The sequence below is a fragment of the Pseudomonas sp. Irchel 3F3 genome (genome assembly GCF_900187545.1).
Classification (GTDB): domain Bacteria; phylum Pseudomonadota; class Gammaproteobacteria; order Pseudomonadales; family Pseudomonadaceae; genus Aquipseudomonas; species Aquipseudomonas fortuita.
On sequence record NZ_FYDS01000008.1, the window covers coordinates 228,338 to 244,393 of the forward strand.

The following is a 16,056-nucleotide window of genomic DNA, read 5'->3' on the forward strand; positions in this document are numbered from 1 at the left end:
GGCAGTGAAGGTTTACTTGGGAACGACGTTCACCCACCACTGGGTATGCCGCTCGATCTTTACCGGCAAGGCCGGCACCAGCGACTCCAGCGCCAGGTTGGTGTCGGTCAGCGGGAAGCTGCCAGTCACGCGCAGGTCTGCAACTTGCTCGTCTACCCCGAGGTAGCCGCTGCGGTATTTGCCCAGCGCGGCCAGCAGTTCGCCCAGGCGCACGTTGTCCACCACCAGCATGCCACGGGTCCAGGCATCGGCCCCGACCGGTACTGCGCCGACCTGGCCGAGGCCGTTGGCGTTCATCAGCACTTGCTGGCCTTCACGCAGCACTTGTTCGTCGCCGCTGTTATGCGGCATGGCGGCGACCGAGGCTTGCAGCACTTCCAGGCGTGTACCGCCGGCTTCGCGGCGCACCAGGAAACGCGTGCCAAGGGGACGCAGGCGACCGTCGTCGGTGCGTACCAGCAGCGGGCGGGGGTCTTGGTGGCCGGTTTCGACCGAGATTTCGCCCTGATGCAGCACGATGACCCGCTGCTCGCCTGCGTAGTCGATGTCTACCGCGGTGTGGGTGTTCAGGCTCAGCAGTGTGCCGTCCTCCAGGCGCAAGGTCCGCAGCTCACCCGTGGCCGTGCGCTGGTCGGCCAGCCAGTAGCTGGGGGCCAGTGACGGTGCGCCGACCCAGGCCAGCAACGAACCGAGCAGGACCATGCTGGCCAGCCCGCTGCCAACTTTACCGATGCGTCGACGCAGGCCGGCGCGCGATTGCAGCAAAGCCTGGCGTGCCGGGCCGGCCGCAGCGCTGACGCGTTGGTCCATGGCGCCGAGCTGACGCCAGGCACGTGCGTGTTCTTCGCTGGCGGCATGCCAGCGCATGAACGCGTTGCGCTCATCCGGCGTGCCGCTGGCGTCGCCGAGGCTGAGTTTCCAGGCGATGGCGTCTTCCAGTACCTGGGACGAAACCGGTGCATTGCTCACGTCGGCTCCCCGTACAGGGCCACATAGCACTGGCGCATGCCTTGGGCGATGTACTGGCGCACCCGTGATACTGAAACGCCCAGGCGCTCTGCGATTTCGGCATGGCCCATGCCGTCCAGGCGGTTGTGCAGGAACGCTGCGCGGGCCTTGCTCGACAGCTTGCCGAGCAGGCGGTCGATGGCTTTGAGGTCTTCAAGGATAAGGTGCAGCGCTTCCGGTGAGGGGTGTTCGGCTTCCGGGATCAGTGCCAGCTCGGCGAGGTAGGCCTGTTCCAGTGCGGCGCGGCGGAAATGGTCGAACATCAGCCCCTTGGCCACGGCGGCCAGAAAGGCGCGGGGTTCGCGGGGCGTATCCAGCTGGTCGCGGCCGAGCAGGCGCACGAAGGTGTCCTGGCTCAGGTCTTCGGCACGTTGGCGACAGGCCATGCTGCGTTGCAGCCAGGCGAGCAGCCAGCCGCGGTGGTCGCGGTACAGCGCACCGACCAGATCGGCGTGTGGGCTCTGTGCAGAAGACAAGCAGCGTCCCCCCGGAACGAATGCATTAACTAACGATAATTATTCGCGATTGTTGCAGAGGGGAGGGGGTGGGTGCAATGGACGCTTATCGGATTGCCATCACTAGGGATGTGTTGCCTGTGCCGGCCTCTTCGCGGGTAAACCCGCTCCCACAGGTAATCCACAGTATTCAAGGCTGTGAGATCCCTGTGGGAGCGGGCGTGCCCGCGAAGAGGCCAGCAAGGCCAATACAAAGCTAAAGGCCGTGACTCTGCACGTTACGCCTGCGCCACCCACGCAACCGCTGCTCCAGCTGCAACGGGCTGTCCAGTTGCTGGCGCCGGGCCTGGCTGAACAGGATCAGCGCCAGCTCTGCGGTCACCTGGGCATCGGCACTGGCATGGTGGCGTTCCTCCACCTGCAAACCAAACCGCGCCACCCAGTCATCCAGCCCGGCCTCGCGCAACACTGTGTCGGGGTTGAGCATCGGCGCCAGTTCGGCAACGTCGAGGAACGGTGACTGCAAGCGATACCTAAGGCTCTCTTTCAGCGCACGGGCCAGCATGCGCTGGTCGAATGGCGCATGAAACGCCAGCACCGGGCTGTCGCCAATGAAGTCGAGCAAATCGAGCAAGGCCTCGGCCGGGTCGCAACCGGCGGCCAGGGCGCTCGGGCCCAGGCCGTGGATCAGCACGCTGGCGTTGGTCTTCTGCAAAGGCCGGTGCAGGGTACGTTCGAACTGCTGGGCAAAATCGATGGCGCCATCTTCGATGGCCACTGCTCCAATCGACAGCACCTGGTCCCGGTTGGGGTTGAGCCCGCTGGTTTCCAGGTCCAGCACTACCCAGCGCTGTTCGCGCAGGGTACACACCCCCAGCGGCGTGGGCTTGGGTAACCGGGCCAGGCGCTGGCGTGTGCTGTGGTCCAGCTCGGGCGCGCTGGGGCGCAGCCACGCGAACAGGCTCATAACTGGTACCGCAAGGCCAGGCTGCTTTGCAGGCGCTGGGCCTGGCGCAGGGACTCGCGCAGGATGCGCCGGTCCAGGTGGTTGAGGCTGTCCGGGTCGAGCCGGTTGGAGTAGGGCAGGTTGTCGCGCGCCTGGCGTTGGTGCTGCTGCATGCGGGTTTGCTGAATGAAATGGTAAGCCTCTTCATAGGCCGCGCCGTCCAGTGGCTCGATCACGCCCTTGGCTACCAGCTGGCGCAGCCGTTCCAGGGTATTGCAAGCACCGACGCCATTGGCCAACGCCAGTAGACGGGCGCCGTCGACGAAGGGTGTCAGCCCCTGGACCTTGAGGTCGAGGGTGGCGGCCTTGTCGTTGCCCTGGCGGGTCAGCACGAATTCGCGCAGGCGGCCCACCGGTGGGCGCTGGCGCAGGGCATTGTCGGCCAGCATGCGCTGGAAGATGCGGTTGTCGGCCACCTGCTCCAGCAGGCCCTGGCGCAGTTGCTCGCAACCTTGCTCATCGCCCCACACCACCCGCAGGTCGAAGTAGATGCTCGAACCCAGCAGGTTCTCCGGGCTGGCCTCGCGCACAAAGCCGGCAAAGCGCCGTGCCCACTCGCTGCGCGACAGGCACAAGTCAGGGTTGCCCGCCATGACGTTGCCCTTGCACAAGGTAAAGCCGCACTGGGCCAGGCACTGGTTGATGTATTGCGCGAGTGGCAGCAGGCGGGCACGGATGGCGTCGGCTTCGGTACGGTCTAGCGCTTCGAAGAGGATGCCGTTGTCCTGGTCGGTGTTCAGGGTCTGCTCGCGGCGCCCCTCGCTGCCAAAGCACAACCAGCTGAACGGCACGCCCGGGTCGCCGCGCTCGGCCAGCGCCAGCTCGATCACCCGGCACACGGTGTGGTCGTTCAGCAGGGTGATTATCTGGGTGATCTGCGTGGACGATGCGCCGTGGGCGAGCATGCGCTCGACCAGTTGGCTGATTTCCCCACGCAGCGAGACCAGGGTGTCCAGCCGCGGCGCATGGCGGATGGTGCGCGCCAGGTGCACCAGGTCGACCCGTTGCAGCGAGAACAGGTCACGCTCGGAAACCACACCGCACAGGCGCCGGTTTTCCACCAGGCACACATGGGCGATATGCCGCTCGGTCATGGCCATGGCCGCGTCGAAAGCGCTGGCCTGAGGGCTGAGGTAGAAGGGTTTGACTGTCATGTGCCGCTCGATGGGGGCGCCCAGGTCGGCATCCGCCGAGGCCACCACCTGGCGCAGGTCGCGCAGGGTGAAAATGCCGGTGGGGTAGCGCTGCGGGTCGACCACCACGATGCTGCCGACCTGCTGCTCGTGCATCAGCCGCACGGCTTCGCGCAAAGACATGTCGCCACTGCACACCACCGGATGACGCATGGCCAGTTCACCCAATGGCGTGTTCAGCGAGTACTGGGTGCCGAGGGTTTCCACGGCACGCTGTCGCACCTGCTGGTTGACCTGGTCGAGCAGGCTGCTGACTCCGCGCAGGGCAAAATCCCGAAACACTTCAGACATCGAGAACACGCGGATGAACGCGGCCTTGTTCAACTGCAGGCAGAAGGTATCTTCACCGGCCAGGTGCTCGGTGCGGGTGGCCCGCTCGCCCAGCAGGGCCGCCAGCGGGAAGCACTCGCCACTGGTGATTTCGAAGGTGGTTTCCACGCCAGGCTTGACCAGGTGCTGGCGCTCGCCAACCACGCGGCCCTGCTTGACGATGTAGAAGTGCTCGATCGGCCCGTCGGCAGGCTTGACGATGCTCTCGCCGCAGGCATAGAAGCGCAGCTGGCACTGCTCGACCAGGTAGGCCAGGTGGCTGTGCTCCATCTGGTTGAACGGCGGAAAGCGCTGCAGGAACTGCAGGGTGCCCTGAATGTTCTGCAGTACTGCTGTCCTGCCCGCCTGGCTGTAGGCGTCCTTTTTGCTCATGAAACTGACCGTATCGCTATGCCGAACTATATATATCTATATATAGGTGCCGGCCCTGTTGTTTTCTGCCTCCATGGTCGGCTTGCGGCGGGGTGGTGCCCATTGGACGTAAGTCTATGAAGGCCCCTGTCAAAGACCCGACGAAAGGCGAAACGGGTTACGCGAGTAATGTGGTCCTAAGGCTGAAGCGGAATTTTTTTGACGAGATGAGCATGCCTGAGCACACCGACATCTTGAGCGACGCCGAGCGTGAGGCATTGGCCGTGGTGAGTGCACCTGTGGCACCCAGGCCGTTGGTGCTGGTGGTGGATGACAACGCGGTTAACCGCGAGGCGCTGATCGTGTACCTGAAAAGCCGGGGCATCGATGCGGTGGGGGCGGACGGGGCAGAAGAAGCCAGGTTGTACCTGCATTACCAGCAACGGATTGCTTTGATGATCACCGATTTGCGCATGCAGCCAGAGGACGGTCTGGACCTGATCCGGCAGATTCGCGAGTCGGAGCGCGCAGCGTTGTCGATCATCGTGGTGTCGGGCGACACCGATGTGAAAGAGGCGGTGGACGTGATGCACCTGGGGGTGGTGGATTTCCTGCTCAAGCCGGTCGACCTGGGCAAGCTGCTGGAACTGGTGAAGAAAGAACTGAAAATAGAGTGATGCACAAAGGGGCTGCTTTGCAGCCCATTCGCGGCACAAGGCCGCTCCTACAAGGGTTATGCGTTCCCCTGTAGGAGCGGCCTTGTGCCGCGAATGGGCCGCAAAGCGGCCCCTTGCGGTTTACAGCCCGTTACGCGCCTTGAACTCGCGGCGACGGCGGTGCAGCACCGGCTCGGTATAGCCGTTCGGCTGTTTGCCACCTTCTACCACCAGCTCTACAGCCGCCTGGAACGCGATGTTGTCGTCGAAGTTCGGCGCCATCGGGCGGTACAGTGCGTCACTGGCGTTCTGCTGGTCGACCACCACGGCCATGCGCTTGAGGCTTTCCAGCACCTGCTCCTGGCTGACCACGCCATGGCGCAGCCAGTTGGCCAGCAGCTGGGCGGAAATGCGCAGGGTGGCACGGTCTTCCATGAGGCCGACGTTGTTGATGTCTGGCACCTTCGAACAACCCACACCCTGGTCGATCCAGCGCACCACGTAGCCGAGGATGCCCTGGGCGTTGTTGTCCAGCTCGTTGCGGATTTCTTCGTCCGACCAGTTGGTGTCGGCGGCCAGCGGGATGGCCAGGATGTCGTCCACCGATGCCGGGGTGCGCGAGGCCAGTTCACGCTGACGCGCCTGGACGTCCACCTTGTGGTAGTGCAGGGCGTGCAGGGTAGCGGCCGTCGGCGACGGTACCCAGGCGGTGTTGGCACCGGCCAGCGGGTGAGCGATCTTCTGCTCGAGCATGGCGGCCATCAGATCGGGCATGGCCCACATGCCCTTGCCGATTTGCGCACGCCCTTGCAGGCCGGTGGCCAGGCCAACGTCGACGTTGTTGTTCTCGTAGGCGCCGATCCACTTCTCGTTTTTCATGGCGCCCTTGCGCACCACGGCGCCGGCTTCCATCGAGGTGTGGATTTCGTCGCCTGTGCGGTCAAGGAAACCGGTGTTGATGAACGCCACGCGCTCGGCGGCTGCCTTGATGCAGGACTTGAGGTTGACCGTGGTACGGCGCTCCTCGTCCATGATGCCAACCTTGACGGTGTTGCGCGGCATGCCCAGCAGGTCTTCGACCTGGCTGAAGATTTCCGCGGCGAAGGCGACTTCTTCCGGGCCGTGCATTTTCGGCTTGACGATGTACACGCTGCCGCTGCGGGTGTTCTTGCGGCTGGTGTTGCCGTTGAGGTTGTGCAGGGCGATCAGGTTGGTGAACAGGCCGTCCTGGATGCCTTCGGGGATCTCGTTACCTTGGGCGTCGAGGATCGCCGGGTTGGTCATCAGGTGGCCAACGTTGCGCACGAACAGCAGCGAACGGCCATGCAGGGTCACGCTGCCGCCGTTGGGCGCGGCGTACTCGCGGTCCGGGTTCATGGTGCGGGTGAAGGTTTTACCACCCTTGGTCACGGTTTCGGCCAGGTCGCCTTTCATCAGACCCAGCCAGTTGCGGTAGACGATGACCTTGTCGTCGGCGTCGACGGCGGCAACCGAGTCTTCGCAGTCCATGATGGTGGTCAGCGCCGACTCCATCAGGATGTCTTTGACGCCAGCGGCGTCGGTGCTGCCAACCGGAGTGCTGGCATCAACCTGGATCTCGAAGTGCAGGCCGTTGTGCTTGAGCAGCACGGCGGTCGGTGCAGCAGCATCACCGTGGAAGCCGATGAGCTGGGCATCGTCACGCAGGCCGGTGTTGCTGCCGCCTTTGAGGGCAACAATCAGCTTGCCGCCTTCGATGCGGTAGCCGGTGGAGTCGACGTGCGAGCCGGCAGCCAGTGGCGCGGCTTCGTCGAGGAAGGCGCGGGCGAAGGCGATGACCTTGTCGCCACGGGCCTTGTTGTAACCCTGGCCTTTTTCGGCGCCGCCTTCATCGCTGATGGCGTCGGTGCCGTACAGGGCGTCATACAGCGAACCCCAGCGGGCGTTGGCGGCGTTCAGGGCGAAACGGGCGTTCATCACCGGAACAACCAGCTGCGGACCGGCCATGTGGGCGATTTCTTCGTCCACGTTCTGGGTGGTGGCCTGGAAATCGTCGGCTTGTGGCAGCAGGTAGCCGATTTCCTGGAGGAATGCTTTGTAGGCGACGGCGTCGTGGGCCTGGCCTTTGCGTGCCTGATGGTAGGCGTCGATCTTGGCTTGCAGCTCGTCGCGCTTGGCGAGCAGGGCTTTGTTCTTTGGAGCGAGGTCATTGATGATCTTCTCTGCACCCGCCCAGAACTGCTCGGCGACGATGCCGGTCCCGGGGATGGCTTCGTTGTTCACGAAGTCGTACAGGACCTTGGCGACCTGAAGGCCACCGACTTGAACGTATCCAGTCATTGCTTGCCTCACTCTGCTCAGCTATTTCGCTCTTCTGTATTAAGCCTGTAGCGCTTCTCTAAACACGGCACCAGTGCGTGCCCCCGGGTTGTACCGGGCGCGGCTGGGTGCGGCTTGCCAGACAGGCCGGCAGGCAGTGTGCGTATTTTCACAGGCGCCTTGGCAGACATCCAAACGACGTTTTGTAGTCCGCGCCACGGGATACTACATGAAGCAGTAGGCCGGGCAAAATCAGACTAAAAGCGCCGTTATGCGACCCGTTGGTCGCGTATGGTCACGCTGGGAGTGGGTATGTTCGCAAAAAACAGGTGGATTGTTCCAGATAAATCTTGAAACAGTACACGATTCGTTGTGCTGGCCGCCCTGCGGCAGGTTGCCGCGCCTTGCCTATACTGAGTCGATCCCCCGATTTACTGCCGCCGGGCGCGGTCCGACACGAGGAAGGGCTTGTGGATCATCTTGTACTGACTGTTATCGCCCCTGACAAGGCCGGCCAGGTCGAACGCATTGCCCAGTGCATCGCCGACCACAGTGGCAACTGGCTGGAAAGCCGCATGTCGCGCATGGCCGGGCAGTTTGCCGGCATCTTGCGGGTGGCGGTGCCGGCAGAGAATTATGCTGAACTGGTGGCGTCGTTGCAGGGGTTGGCGAGGTATGACATTCGGGTGCTGATTGCCGAGAGCGGTATTGAACCGTCGTGCACCTGGAAGCCGATTGCCATGGAGCTGGTGGGGAATGACCGGCCGGGGATCGTGCGCGACATTACCCGGTTGCTGGCGGATCTGGGCGTGAACCTTGAGCGGTTTACCACTGAGGTACGGCCGGCACCGATGAGCAGCGAACCACTGTTTCATGCAGATGCCTTGCTGGCGCTGCCGTTGACCCTTTCGCTGGACGAACTGCAGCAGAAGCTGGAGAGCCTGGCGGATGATTTGATGGTGGAGTTGAAGTTGCGGGCGGAGGATTGATCCGACATTGCCGGGGGCTGCATCGCAGCCCCGTGCGGTTATCCCGATATCACGGGGAAGGCCCTGTGGATAACCTGGGGGTGTAGCGCTCCAGCCCAGGTACCCTGTGCCTTGCACGGTTTTGATCAAAAAACGTTCAAGTTTCAGCCGCTTGTGCACAAAGCACGGGGACGAGGGTGTGGATAACCTTTGGAGATGTCGCTGCAGGCCACGAACCACGTGGCCTGCATGGTTTTGATCATTTAATGATCAGCTTCGCTTGCGCAAACTCATCCACGCATCAACGCTGTAAATCGCCAGACCCGCCCAGATGAACATGAACGCCACTAAGGTGCTCGACGACAAATGTTCATCGAACAGCAGGACGGCCTGCAACAGCACCAAGGTGGGCGCCAGGTACTGCAGGAAGCCCAAGGTGGTATACGGCAGGTGCCTCGCCGCAGCGTTGAAGCACACCAGCGGTATCAGCGTTACCGGCCCGGCAGCCATCAACCACAAGGCTTCGCTGCTGGTGTAAAACGCCCCTTGGGCACTCATCGCCGCCGGGTGCAGCAGCAGCCAGCCAAGGGCCAGCGGCACCAGCATCCAGGTTTCCACCACCAGGCCCGGCAATGCCGCTACTGGCGCCTGTTTGCGAATCAGCCCGTAGAAGCCGAAGCTCAACGCCAGCACCAGCGACACCCAAGGCAGGCTGCCTACCTGCCACACCTGCTGGGCTACGCCTAGGGCGGCCATGCCCACCGCCAGCCATTGCAGGCGGCGCAGGCGCTCGCCAAGTATCAGCATGCCCAGCAACACGTTGATCAGCGGGTTGATGTAGTAACCCAGGCTGGCCTCGAGCATGCGGCCGTTGTTTACCGACCACACATAGGTCAGCCAGTTGCCGGCGATCAGTGCACCGCTCAGCGCCAGAATGCCCAGCCGGCGCGGGTTGTCACGCAGTTCGCGCCACCAGCCGGGGTGTTTCCACACCAGTAGCAGCAGCGAGCCGAACAGTGCCGACCAGAGCACCCGGTGGACAATGATCTCCACTGCCGGGACGTTCTGGATTGCCTTGAAGTAAATGGGGAACAGGCCCCAGATGATGTAGGCGCTCAGGCCCAATATGTACCCGCGACGCGGGTTTGCGGCGTGCATGCAGAATCCTTGCTTAGGTAGCTAAATATAGCGACCCCTATTGTAGACAGAGACGTCCCTACCTCTAGAACAATTTCAGGGGTGGCTCATCCAGCGCAGCCATCTGCTCGCGCAGCGCAAGAATCTGGTCGCCCCAGTAGCGTGGCTGGCCAAACCAGGGGAAGCTGGGCGGGAATGCCGGGTCGTCCCAGCGCCGCGCCAGCCAGGCGCTATAGTGCAGCTGGCGCAGGGCACGCAACGGCTCGATCAGGGCCAGTTCGCGCGGATCGAAATCGTGGAACTCGTTGTAACCGTCGATCAGTTCGGCCAGTTGCCCCAGGCGCTCCTCGCGGTTGCCCGCCAGCATCATCCACAGATCTTGCACTGCCGGGCCCATGCGGCAGTCGTCAAGGTCGACCACGTGGTACACCTCGTCTCGGTGCATCAGGTTGCCGGGGTGCAGGTCGCCGTGCAGGCGGATGAGCTGGTGCGGTGTGCGGGCGTAGATGTCCTCGACACGCTTGAGCACGTCGCGTGCTACGGACTCGAAGGCCGGCAACAGTTCGCGCGGGACAAAACCACCGTCCAGCAGGGTGTTCAGCGAGGCGTGGCCGAAGTTCTCCACAGCCAGGGCCTCACGGTGCTCGAATGGTTTGATGGCGCCTACGGCATGCAGGCGGCCGAGCAACTGGCCAAGGCGGTAGAGCTGGTCGAGGTTGCCGGGCTCCGGAGCGTGGCCGCCGCGGCGCGGGAACAGAGTGAAACGGAAGCCCTGGTGCTCGAACAAGGTGCGGCCGTCGTGCTGCATCGGCGCAACCACAGGCACCTCGCAGTCGGCGAGTTCGGCGGTGAAGCTGTGTTCTTCGAGGATCGCCGCATCTGTCCAGCGGCCTGGGCGATAGAACTTGGCGATCAGCGGCTGAGCGTCTTCAATGCCCACCTGATAGACGCGGTTCTCGTAGCTGTTCAGTGCCAGCACCCGGGCGTCGCTGAGAAAGCCGATACTTTCCACTGCGTCCAGGACCAGGTCGGGGGTGAGGGTGTCGAAGGGGTGGGACATGGTGACTCCGGAGGGTAAGCAGCGTGGGGCCATGGTAACGCGTTATGCCTGTACCGGCCTCTTCGCGGCTAAAGCCGCTCCCACAGGTTTTGTGCACATGTCTCAGGCGGCGCGTTCCCTGTGGGAGCGGGTTTACCCGCGAACCGCGCTGAAGCGCGGCCAGGCTATGCAGGAACCCCGATCAACACATAGGACGGATGAAACTGCACCTGCACCGCACTGCCCGCCGCCACCGGCTGCCCAGCCAACCAGTGCGCCTCGGCAATGGCACACAATGTCTGCCCATTGCCCAACGCCAGCCGGAGCTCACTGGGCCCGTCATCCTCTGCCAGCACCTCTTCCACCGTTGCGTTCAAGCAGTTGCTGCCCGCTTCGGGGGCTTCCCCCTCCGCCAGCAACCGTACCCATCCCGCCTTGAGCAGCGCCACCACCATCGTCCCCAGTGTCAGCTCCAGCCGCGCGGTGCTGTCGTGGGTGATCAGCGCATCAATCTCCAGCCCGCCGCCTAACGCCAGGCTGACGCGATCATATCGGCCTTCACGACGCAGGCCGCTGACCTGGCCCTGCAGCTGGTTACGCGCACTGGTGCGCAGCATCAGGCGCCCGAGCAGGTCGAGGTCGCTGGATTCTTCGGCGGCTTCAAGCATTTGCGCCTGCAGTGTCTGCAGCCGTTGATACAGGCGCAGCACCCGCTCGCCTTCCGGCGACAAGCGCGCACCACCACCGCCACGGCCACCGGTGCTGCGCTCGACCAACGGCTGGCTGGCCAGGTTGTTGAGCTCGTCGATGGCATCCCAGGCAGCCTTGTAGCTGATACCCGCTGCCTTCGCTGCGCGGGTGATCGAGCCTTGCTCGGCAATGTGCTGCAGCAGTGCGATGCGCTGGGGGCGGCGGGCGATGTGCTGGGTGAGAAGCGTGGGTAGGGGCATGGGCGTTCGGTCGTTATAGTCAGAATGGATAGTGTGCAGGAGCGGCGATCCGCGCCTGGTCAGATATACCCCGGCTTGGGCGTACGTGCCAGGCAATACACATCCACCCGCCGCGCGCCTGCCCTGCGTAGTGCCTGGGCAATAGCTTGGGCAGTGGCACCGGTGGTCAATACATCATCGACGATGGCGACATGCTTGCCTTTCAGTTCACGGGTTGCAGCAAACGCCTGACGCAAATTGTGCCGCCGTGCCTTGGCGTCCAGACGTTGCTGTGCCGGTGTCTCGCGCGTGCGCGCCAGTATTCGCTCATCGCAATTTACCCCCAATTGCGACCCCAGCCACCGCCCAAGCATTCCTGCCTGGTTGAACCCACGCTCGCGCAGTCGACGCTTGGCCAGGGGTACAGGCAACAGCAGGTCAGGACGGGGCAGCCCTTCGGTAAAGCGATGCATTAGCCCATGCCCCAACAATTCAGCCATCAGCCGGCCCAGAGGCCACTGACGGTTGTGCTTGAAGCGGCTGATCAACGTGTCCACCGGAAAACCGAAATGCCACAGCGCAACGACCTTATCGAAGGCCGGCAAGCGCTGGGAACACTGGGCGCAGGTCAGGCCGGCCATGGGCAAGGGCAAGGCACAACGCAGGCAGTGGTCACCCAGCCATGGCAGTTCCTGCTCGCAGGCGATGCACAACGGGTAGTGCTGCTCGGCAGGCTCATCGCACAATAAACACGATTGATTAATAAGTGAGCACTTGTAAACCAGTCTTTTCCAGTGTGGTTGACAGTTCATGGGCCTTCCGTAACTATGCGAGCTATCCGTGATGCGCTTGTGGGCTTTCCTGTCCCGGCGCCAGCTTCAGCCTAAACAAGGAAACGCCGATGAGCGCCAGCACAACTGCAACAACACGTCACGACTGGTCCCTGGCCGAGGTCAAGGCGCTGTTCCAGCAACCGTTCAATGACTTGCTGTTCCAGGCGCAAACCGTGCACCGCGCGCATTTCGACCCTAACCGGGTGCAGGTGTCGACCCTGCTGTCGATCAAGACCGGCGCCTGTCCGGAAGATTGCAAATATTGTCCACAGTCCGGCCACTACAACACCGGGCTGGAAAAACAGAAGCTGATGGAAGTGCAGAAGGTGCTGGAAGAGGCTGCCCGCGCCAAAGCCATCGGTTCTACCCGCTTCTGCATGGGCGCGGCGTGGAAGCACCCGTCGGCCAAAGACATGCCCTACGTGCTGGAAATGGTCAAAGGCGTGAAGGCCATGGGCCTGGAAACCTGCATGACCTTGGGCAAGCTCGACGAGGAGCAGACCCGGGCCCTGGCCCAGGCCGGCCTGGACTACTACAACCACAACCTCGACACCTCACCGGAGTTCTACGGCAGCATCATCACCACCCGCACCTATAGCGAGCGCCTGCAGACCCTGGCTTATGTGCGCGATGCGGGGATGAAGATCTGCTCTGGCGGCATCCTGGGCATGGGCGAGTCGCTGGACGACCGCGCCGGCCTTCTGATTCAGCTGGCCAACCTGCCCGAGCACCCGGAGTCGGTGCCGATCAACATGCTGGTCAAGGTTGCCGGCACGCCGCTGGCCGAAGAAGAGGACGTCGACCCGTTCGACTTTATCCGCATGCTGGCCGTCGCCCGCCTGCTGATGCCCAAGTCGCACGTGCGCCTGTCCGCCGGCCGCGAGCAGATGAACGAGCAAATGCAGGCCTTGGCGTTCATGGCTGGCGCCAACTCGATCTTCTACGGCGAAAAACTGCTGACCACTGCCAACCCACAGGCCGACAAAGACATGCAATTGTTCGCACGCCTGGGCATCAAGCCAGAAGCGCGTGAGGAGCATGCCGACGAAGTGCATCAGGCGGCCATCGAGCAGGCGTTGGTCGAACAGCGCAGCAGCGAGATGTTCTACAACGCTGCATCGGCCTGATATGGCCTTCGACCTGGCGGCGCGCCTGGCCGAACGGCGCGCCGCAGACCTGTATCGGCAGCGGCCGCTGCTGGAGAGCCCCCAAGGGCCCGAAGTGGTGGTCGACGGCCAGCGGCTGCTGGCCTTCTGCAGCAATGACTACCTGGGCCTGGCCAACCACCCTGAGGTGATCGCCGCCTGGCAGGCCGGCGCCGAGCGCTGGGGCGTGGGGGGAGGGGCCTCGCATTTGGTGGTGGGCCACAGTACGCCGCACCATCAGGTTGAAGAGGCGCTGGCCGAACTGACTGGGCGCCCGCGTGCGTTGTTGTTCTCCACGGGCTACATGGCCAACCTGGGCGCCATCACCGCGCTGGTGGGGCAGGGCGATACGGTGTTGCAAGACCGCCTGAACCACGCCTCGCTGCTGGATGGCGGGCTGCTCAGCGGTGCACGCTTCAACCGCTACCTTCACAACGACCCGGCCAGCCTGGCCAGCCGCCTGGAGAAGGCCGTTGGCAATACGCTGGTTGTGACCGATGGCGTGTTCAGCATGGACGGCGACGTGGCCGACCTGCCGGCGCTGGCCAAGGTCGCACGCGCCCGCGGTGCCTGGCTGATGGTCGACGATGCCCATGGCCTGGGCACCCTCGGCGCACAGGGCGGCGGCATCGTCGAGCACTTCGGCCTGGGCCTGGAAGATGTGCCGGTGCTGATCGGTACGCTGGGTAAGGCTTGCGGTACGGCTGGCGCTTTTGTTGCCGGCAGCGAAGCGTTGATCGAGACACTGGTGCAGTTCGCCCGCCCCTACATCTACACCACCAGCCAGCCACCTGCGCTGGCCTGCGCCACGCTCAAGAGCCTGGAGCTGCTGCGCCGTGAAACCTGGCGTCGCGAGCACCTGACAGCGTTGATTCGCCAGTTCCGCGAAGGTGCGCAGCAGATCGGGCTGGCGTTGATGCACAGCCCGACGCCGATCCAGCCGATCATGATTGGCGACAGCGCACAGGCCCTGCGCCTGTCGCGTATGTTGCGCGAGCGCGGCTTGCTGGTGACCGCCATCCGCCCGCCCACCGTACCGGCCGGCAGCGCACGCCTGCGGGTAACCCTGAGCGCCGCGCACAGCGAGGCGCAGGTGCAGCTATTGTTGAATGCATTGGCCGAGTGTTATCCACAACTGGAGAACGCCGATGCGTAATCGTCTTGTACTGCTGCCCGGCTGGGGCCTGGGTACTGCTTCACTGGAGCCGCTGGCGGCCAGCCTGCGCGCCCAGGATACCCGCCTGCAGATAGAGCTGATGCCACTGCCGGAATTGGACCACAGCGATGTGCAGGGTTGGGTGGATCACCTGGACCGCAAGCTGCCCAGCAATGTCTGGCTGGGCGGCTGGTCGCTCGGTGGCATGCTGGCCAGCGCGCTGGCGAAACAGCGCGGCGATTACTGCTGTGGCCTGCTGACCCTGGCCAGCAACCCCAGTTTCGTCGCCCGGCCAGACTGGCCCCATGGCATGCCCGAAGACACCTTCGGCACCTTCCTCGATGGCTGCCGCAGCCATACACAGGTGACCCTCAAACGCTTCCGTACCTTATGCAGTGATGGCGCCCTGCAGCCGCGCACGTTGCTACGCCAACTGGGTGTTGGTGTGCCGGACACCGACCCGCTGTACCTGGGCACCGGCCTTGAGGTGCTGGCCAAGCTGGACACCCGCGAAGCACTGCAGGCCTATGGCGGCCCGCAATTGCACCTGTTCGCAGGCAGCGATGCATTGGTGCCGGCAGAGGCAGCGACGGCGTTGAGCGAGCTGCTGCCTGATGTGGAGGTGGGCCTGGTCGAAGACAGTTCCCACGCGTTCCTGCTGGAGTACCCACAGGAGTTGGCGGCGGGCATCAAGAGTTTCCTGCATGAGAGTGGCGATGACTGACCTTTCCCGTCCGACCCTGCCCGGAGCATTGCCCGGCGCATTGCCCGACAAACGCCAGGTGGCGGCTTCGTTCTCCCGCGCTGCGGCCAGCTACGATAGCGTGGCAGCCTTGCAGCGCGCTGTCGGTTTGAACCTGCTGGAGCAGTTGCCAGCAGGCATGCAGCCGTCGCACTGGCTGGACCTGGGCAGTGGCACTGGCCATTTCAGCCGAAAGTTGGCCGAGCGTTTCGCACAGGCCAGCGGTGTGGCAGTGGACATCGCCGAAGGCATGCTGCGCCACGCCCGGCATGAACAGGGTGGGGCGCGCTACTACGTGGCCGGTGACGCCGAGCGTTTGCCGCTGCGAGATGCCAGTGTCGACCTTGTGTTCTCCAGCCTGGCCGTGCAGTGGTGCGACCAGTTCGCCAGTGTGCTGGCCGAGGCGTTGCGGGTACTGCGCCCGGGAGGCGTAATGGCCTTCAGCAGCCTGTGCGTGGGGACATTGGGCGAATTGCGTGCCAGCTGGCAGGCGGTGGACGGCCTGGTGCATGTGAACCGCTTCCGCCGGTTTGAAGATTACCAGCGCCTGTGTGCCGACAGTGGCTTTGCACAACTTGGGCTGCAGCGCTGCCCGCATGTGCTGCACTACCCGGATGTACGCAGCCTGACCCATGAACTGAAGGCGCTGGGCGCACACAACCTCAACCCGGGTCGCCCCTCAGGCCTCACCGGCCGCGCCCGCATGCAGGGCCTGTTGCAGGCCTATGAGGCATTTCGCCAGCCCGAGGGGCTGCCAGCCACCTATCAGGTGGTCTATGGTGTGTTGCGCAAGCCACAGGCGTAAGGGGA

The 16,056-nt window shown here is 63.8% G+C and carries 15 protein-coding genes; 6 read left to right on the top strand and 9 right to left on the bottom strand.

Translation table 11 applies throughout. The features are described 5' to 3' along the window. Positions 1–12: 12 nt before the first annotated feature. From CKW35_RS19440 to CKW35_RS19455, 4 genes are all read right to left on the bottom strand, one after another. Positions 13–969, bottom strand: coding sequence for a FecR domain-containing protein (locus CKW35_RS19440; protein WP_016484566.1), 957 nt, complete (start codon positions 967–969; stop codon positions 13–15). Further along, complete coding sequence (locus tag CKW35_RS19445; protein WP_016484567.1) at positions 966–1,484, bottom strand: RNA polymerase sigma factor; 519 nt, start codon at positions 1,482–1,484, stop codon at positions 966–968. The genes CKW35_RS19440 and CKW35_RS19445 overlap by 4 nt, the downstream gene beginning before the upstream one ends. A gap of 235 nt (positions 1,485–1,719) precedes the next feature. Next, complete coding sequence (locus CKW35_RS19450; protein WP_095116646.1) at positions 1,720–2,430, bottom strand: PolC-type DNA polymerase III; 711 nt, start codon at positions 2,428–2,430, stop codon at positions 1,720–1,722. Beyond that, complete coding sequence (locus tag CKW35_RS19455; protein ID WP_095116648.1) at positions 2,427–4,364, bottom strand: DUF294 nucleotidyltransferase-like domain-containing protein; 1,938 nt, start codon at positions 4,362–4,364, stop codon at positions 2,427–2,429. Before CKW35_RS19455 ends, CKW35_RS19450 begins: the two co-directional genes overlap by 4 nt. 116 nt (positions 4,365–4,480) lie before the next feature. Between CKW35_RS19455 and CKW35_RS19460 the strand changes: the two genes are divergently transcribed. Further along, positions 4,481–5,020: a response regulator gene (locus tag CKW35_RS19460; RefSeq protein ID WP_060517998.1), complete on the top strand. Its 540-nt coding sequence runs from the start codon at positions 4,481–4,483 to the stop codon at positions 5,018–5,020. 120 nt (positions 5,021–5,140) lie between these two features. Here the strand turns inward: CKW35_RS19460 and CKW35_RS19465 are convergent, their stop codons facing one another. Continuing rightward, on the bottom strand, positions 5,141–7,318 hold the full coding sequence (locus CKW35_RS19465; RefSeq protein WP_095116649.1) for a malate synthase G: 2,178 nt from the start codon (positions 7,316–7,318) through the stop codon (positions 5,141–5,143). Positions 7,319–7,767: 449 nt separating this feature from the next. Here CKW35_RS19465 and CKW35_RS19470 point away from each other — a divergent pair, with 449 nt between their 5' ends. After that, a complete protein-coding gene (locus tag CKW35_RS19470; RefSeq protein ID WP_016484572.1) occupies positions 7,768–8,286 on the top strand; it encodes a glycine cleavage system protein R in 519 nt (172 codons plus the stop codon). A 249-nt stretch (positions 8,287–8,535) separates the two neighbouring features. Here the strand turns inward: CKW35_RS19470 and rarD are convergent, their stop codons facing one another. The 4 genes from rarD to CKW35_RS19490 form a co-directional block, all read right to left on the bottom strand. Continuing rightward, complete coding sequence (gene rarD, locus CKW35_RS19475) at positions 8,536–9,423, bottom strand: EamA family transporter RarD (protein WP_016484573.1); 888 nt, start codon at positions 9,421–9,423, stop codon at positions 8,536–8,538. A 64-nt stretch (positions 9,424–9,487) separates the two neighbouring features. Next, on the bottom strand, positions 9,488–10,462 hold the full coding sequence (locus CKW35_RS19480; protein ID WP_016484574.1) for a serine/threonine protein kinase: 975 nt from the start codon (positions 10,460–10,462) through the stop codon (positions 9,488–9,490). A 164-nt stretch (positions 10,463–10,626) separates the two neighbouring features. After that, on the bottom strand, positions 10,627–11,391 hold the full coding sequence (locus CKW35_RS19485) for a TOBE domain-containing protein (protein WP_016484575.1): 765 nt from the start codon (positions 11,389–11,391) through the stop codon (positions 10,627–10,629). A 59-nt stretch (positions 11,392–11,450) separates the two neighbouring features. Next, on the bottom strand, positions 11,451–12,182 hold the full coding sequence (locus CKW35_RS19490; protein WP_095116651.1) for a ComF family protein: 732 nt from the start codon (positions 12,180–12,182) through the stop codon (positions 11,451–11,453). A gap of 89 nt (positions 12,183–12,271) precedes the next feature. Here CKW35_RS19490 and bioB point away from each other — a divergent pair, with 89 nt between their 5' ends. Genes bioB through bioC form a run of 4 tightly spaced genes read left to right on the top strand, consistent with a single transcriptional unit; the run spans position 12,272 to position 16,051 of the window. Further along, on the top strand, positions 12,272–13,330 hold the full coding sequence (gene bioB / locus CKW35_RS19495) for a biotin synthase BioB (protein ID WP_016484577.1): 1,059 nt from the start codon (positions 12,272–12,274) through the stop codon (positions 13,328–13,330). 1 nt (position 13,331) lies between these two features. Beyond that, positions 13,332–14,504: an 8-amino-7-oxononanoate synthase gene (gene bioF / locus CKW35_RS19500; protein WP_023047097.1), complete on the top strand. Its 1,173-nt coding sequence runs from the start codon at positions 13,332–13,334 to the stop codon at positions 14,502–14,504. Then, complete coding sequence (locus tag CKW35_RS19505) at positions 14,497–15,228, top strand: alpha/beta fold hydrolase (protein WP_095116653.1); 732 nt, start codon at positions 14,497–14,499, stop codon at positions 15,226–15,228. Before bioF ends, CKW35_RS19505 begins: the two co-directional genes overlap by 8 nt. Next, the gene (gene bioC / locus CKW35_RS19510) at positions 15,221–16,051 is read left to right on the top strand and encodes a malonyl-ACP O-methyltransferase BioC (RefSeq protein ID WP_095116659.1); all 831 of its coding nucleotides are present in this window, start codon (positions 15,221–15,223) and stop codon (positions 16,049–16,051) included. The genes CKW35_RS19505 and bioC overlap by 8 nt, the downstream gene beginning before the upstream one ends. The last annotated feature ends 5 nt before the right edge of the window (positions 16,052–16,056 follow it).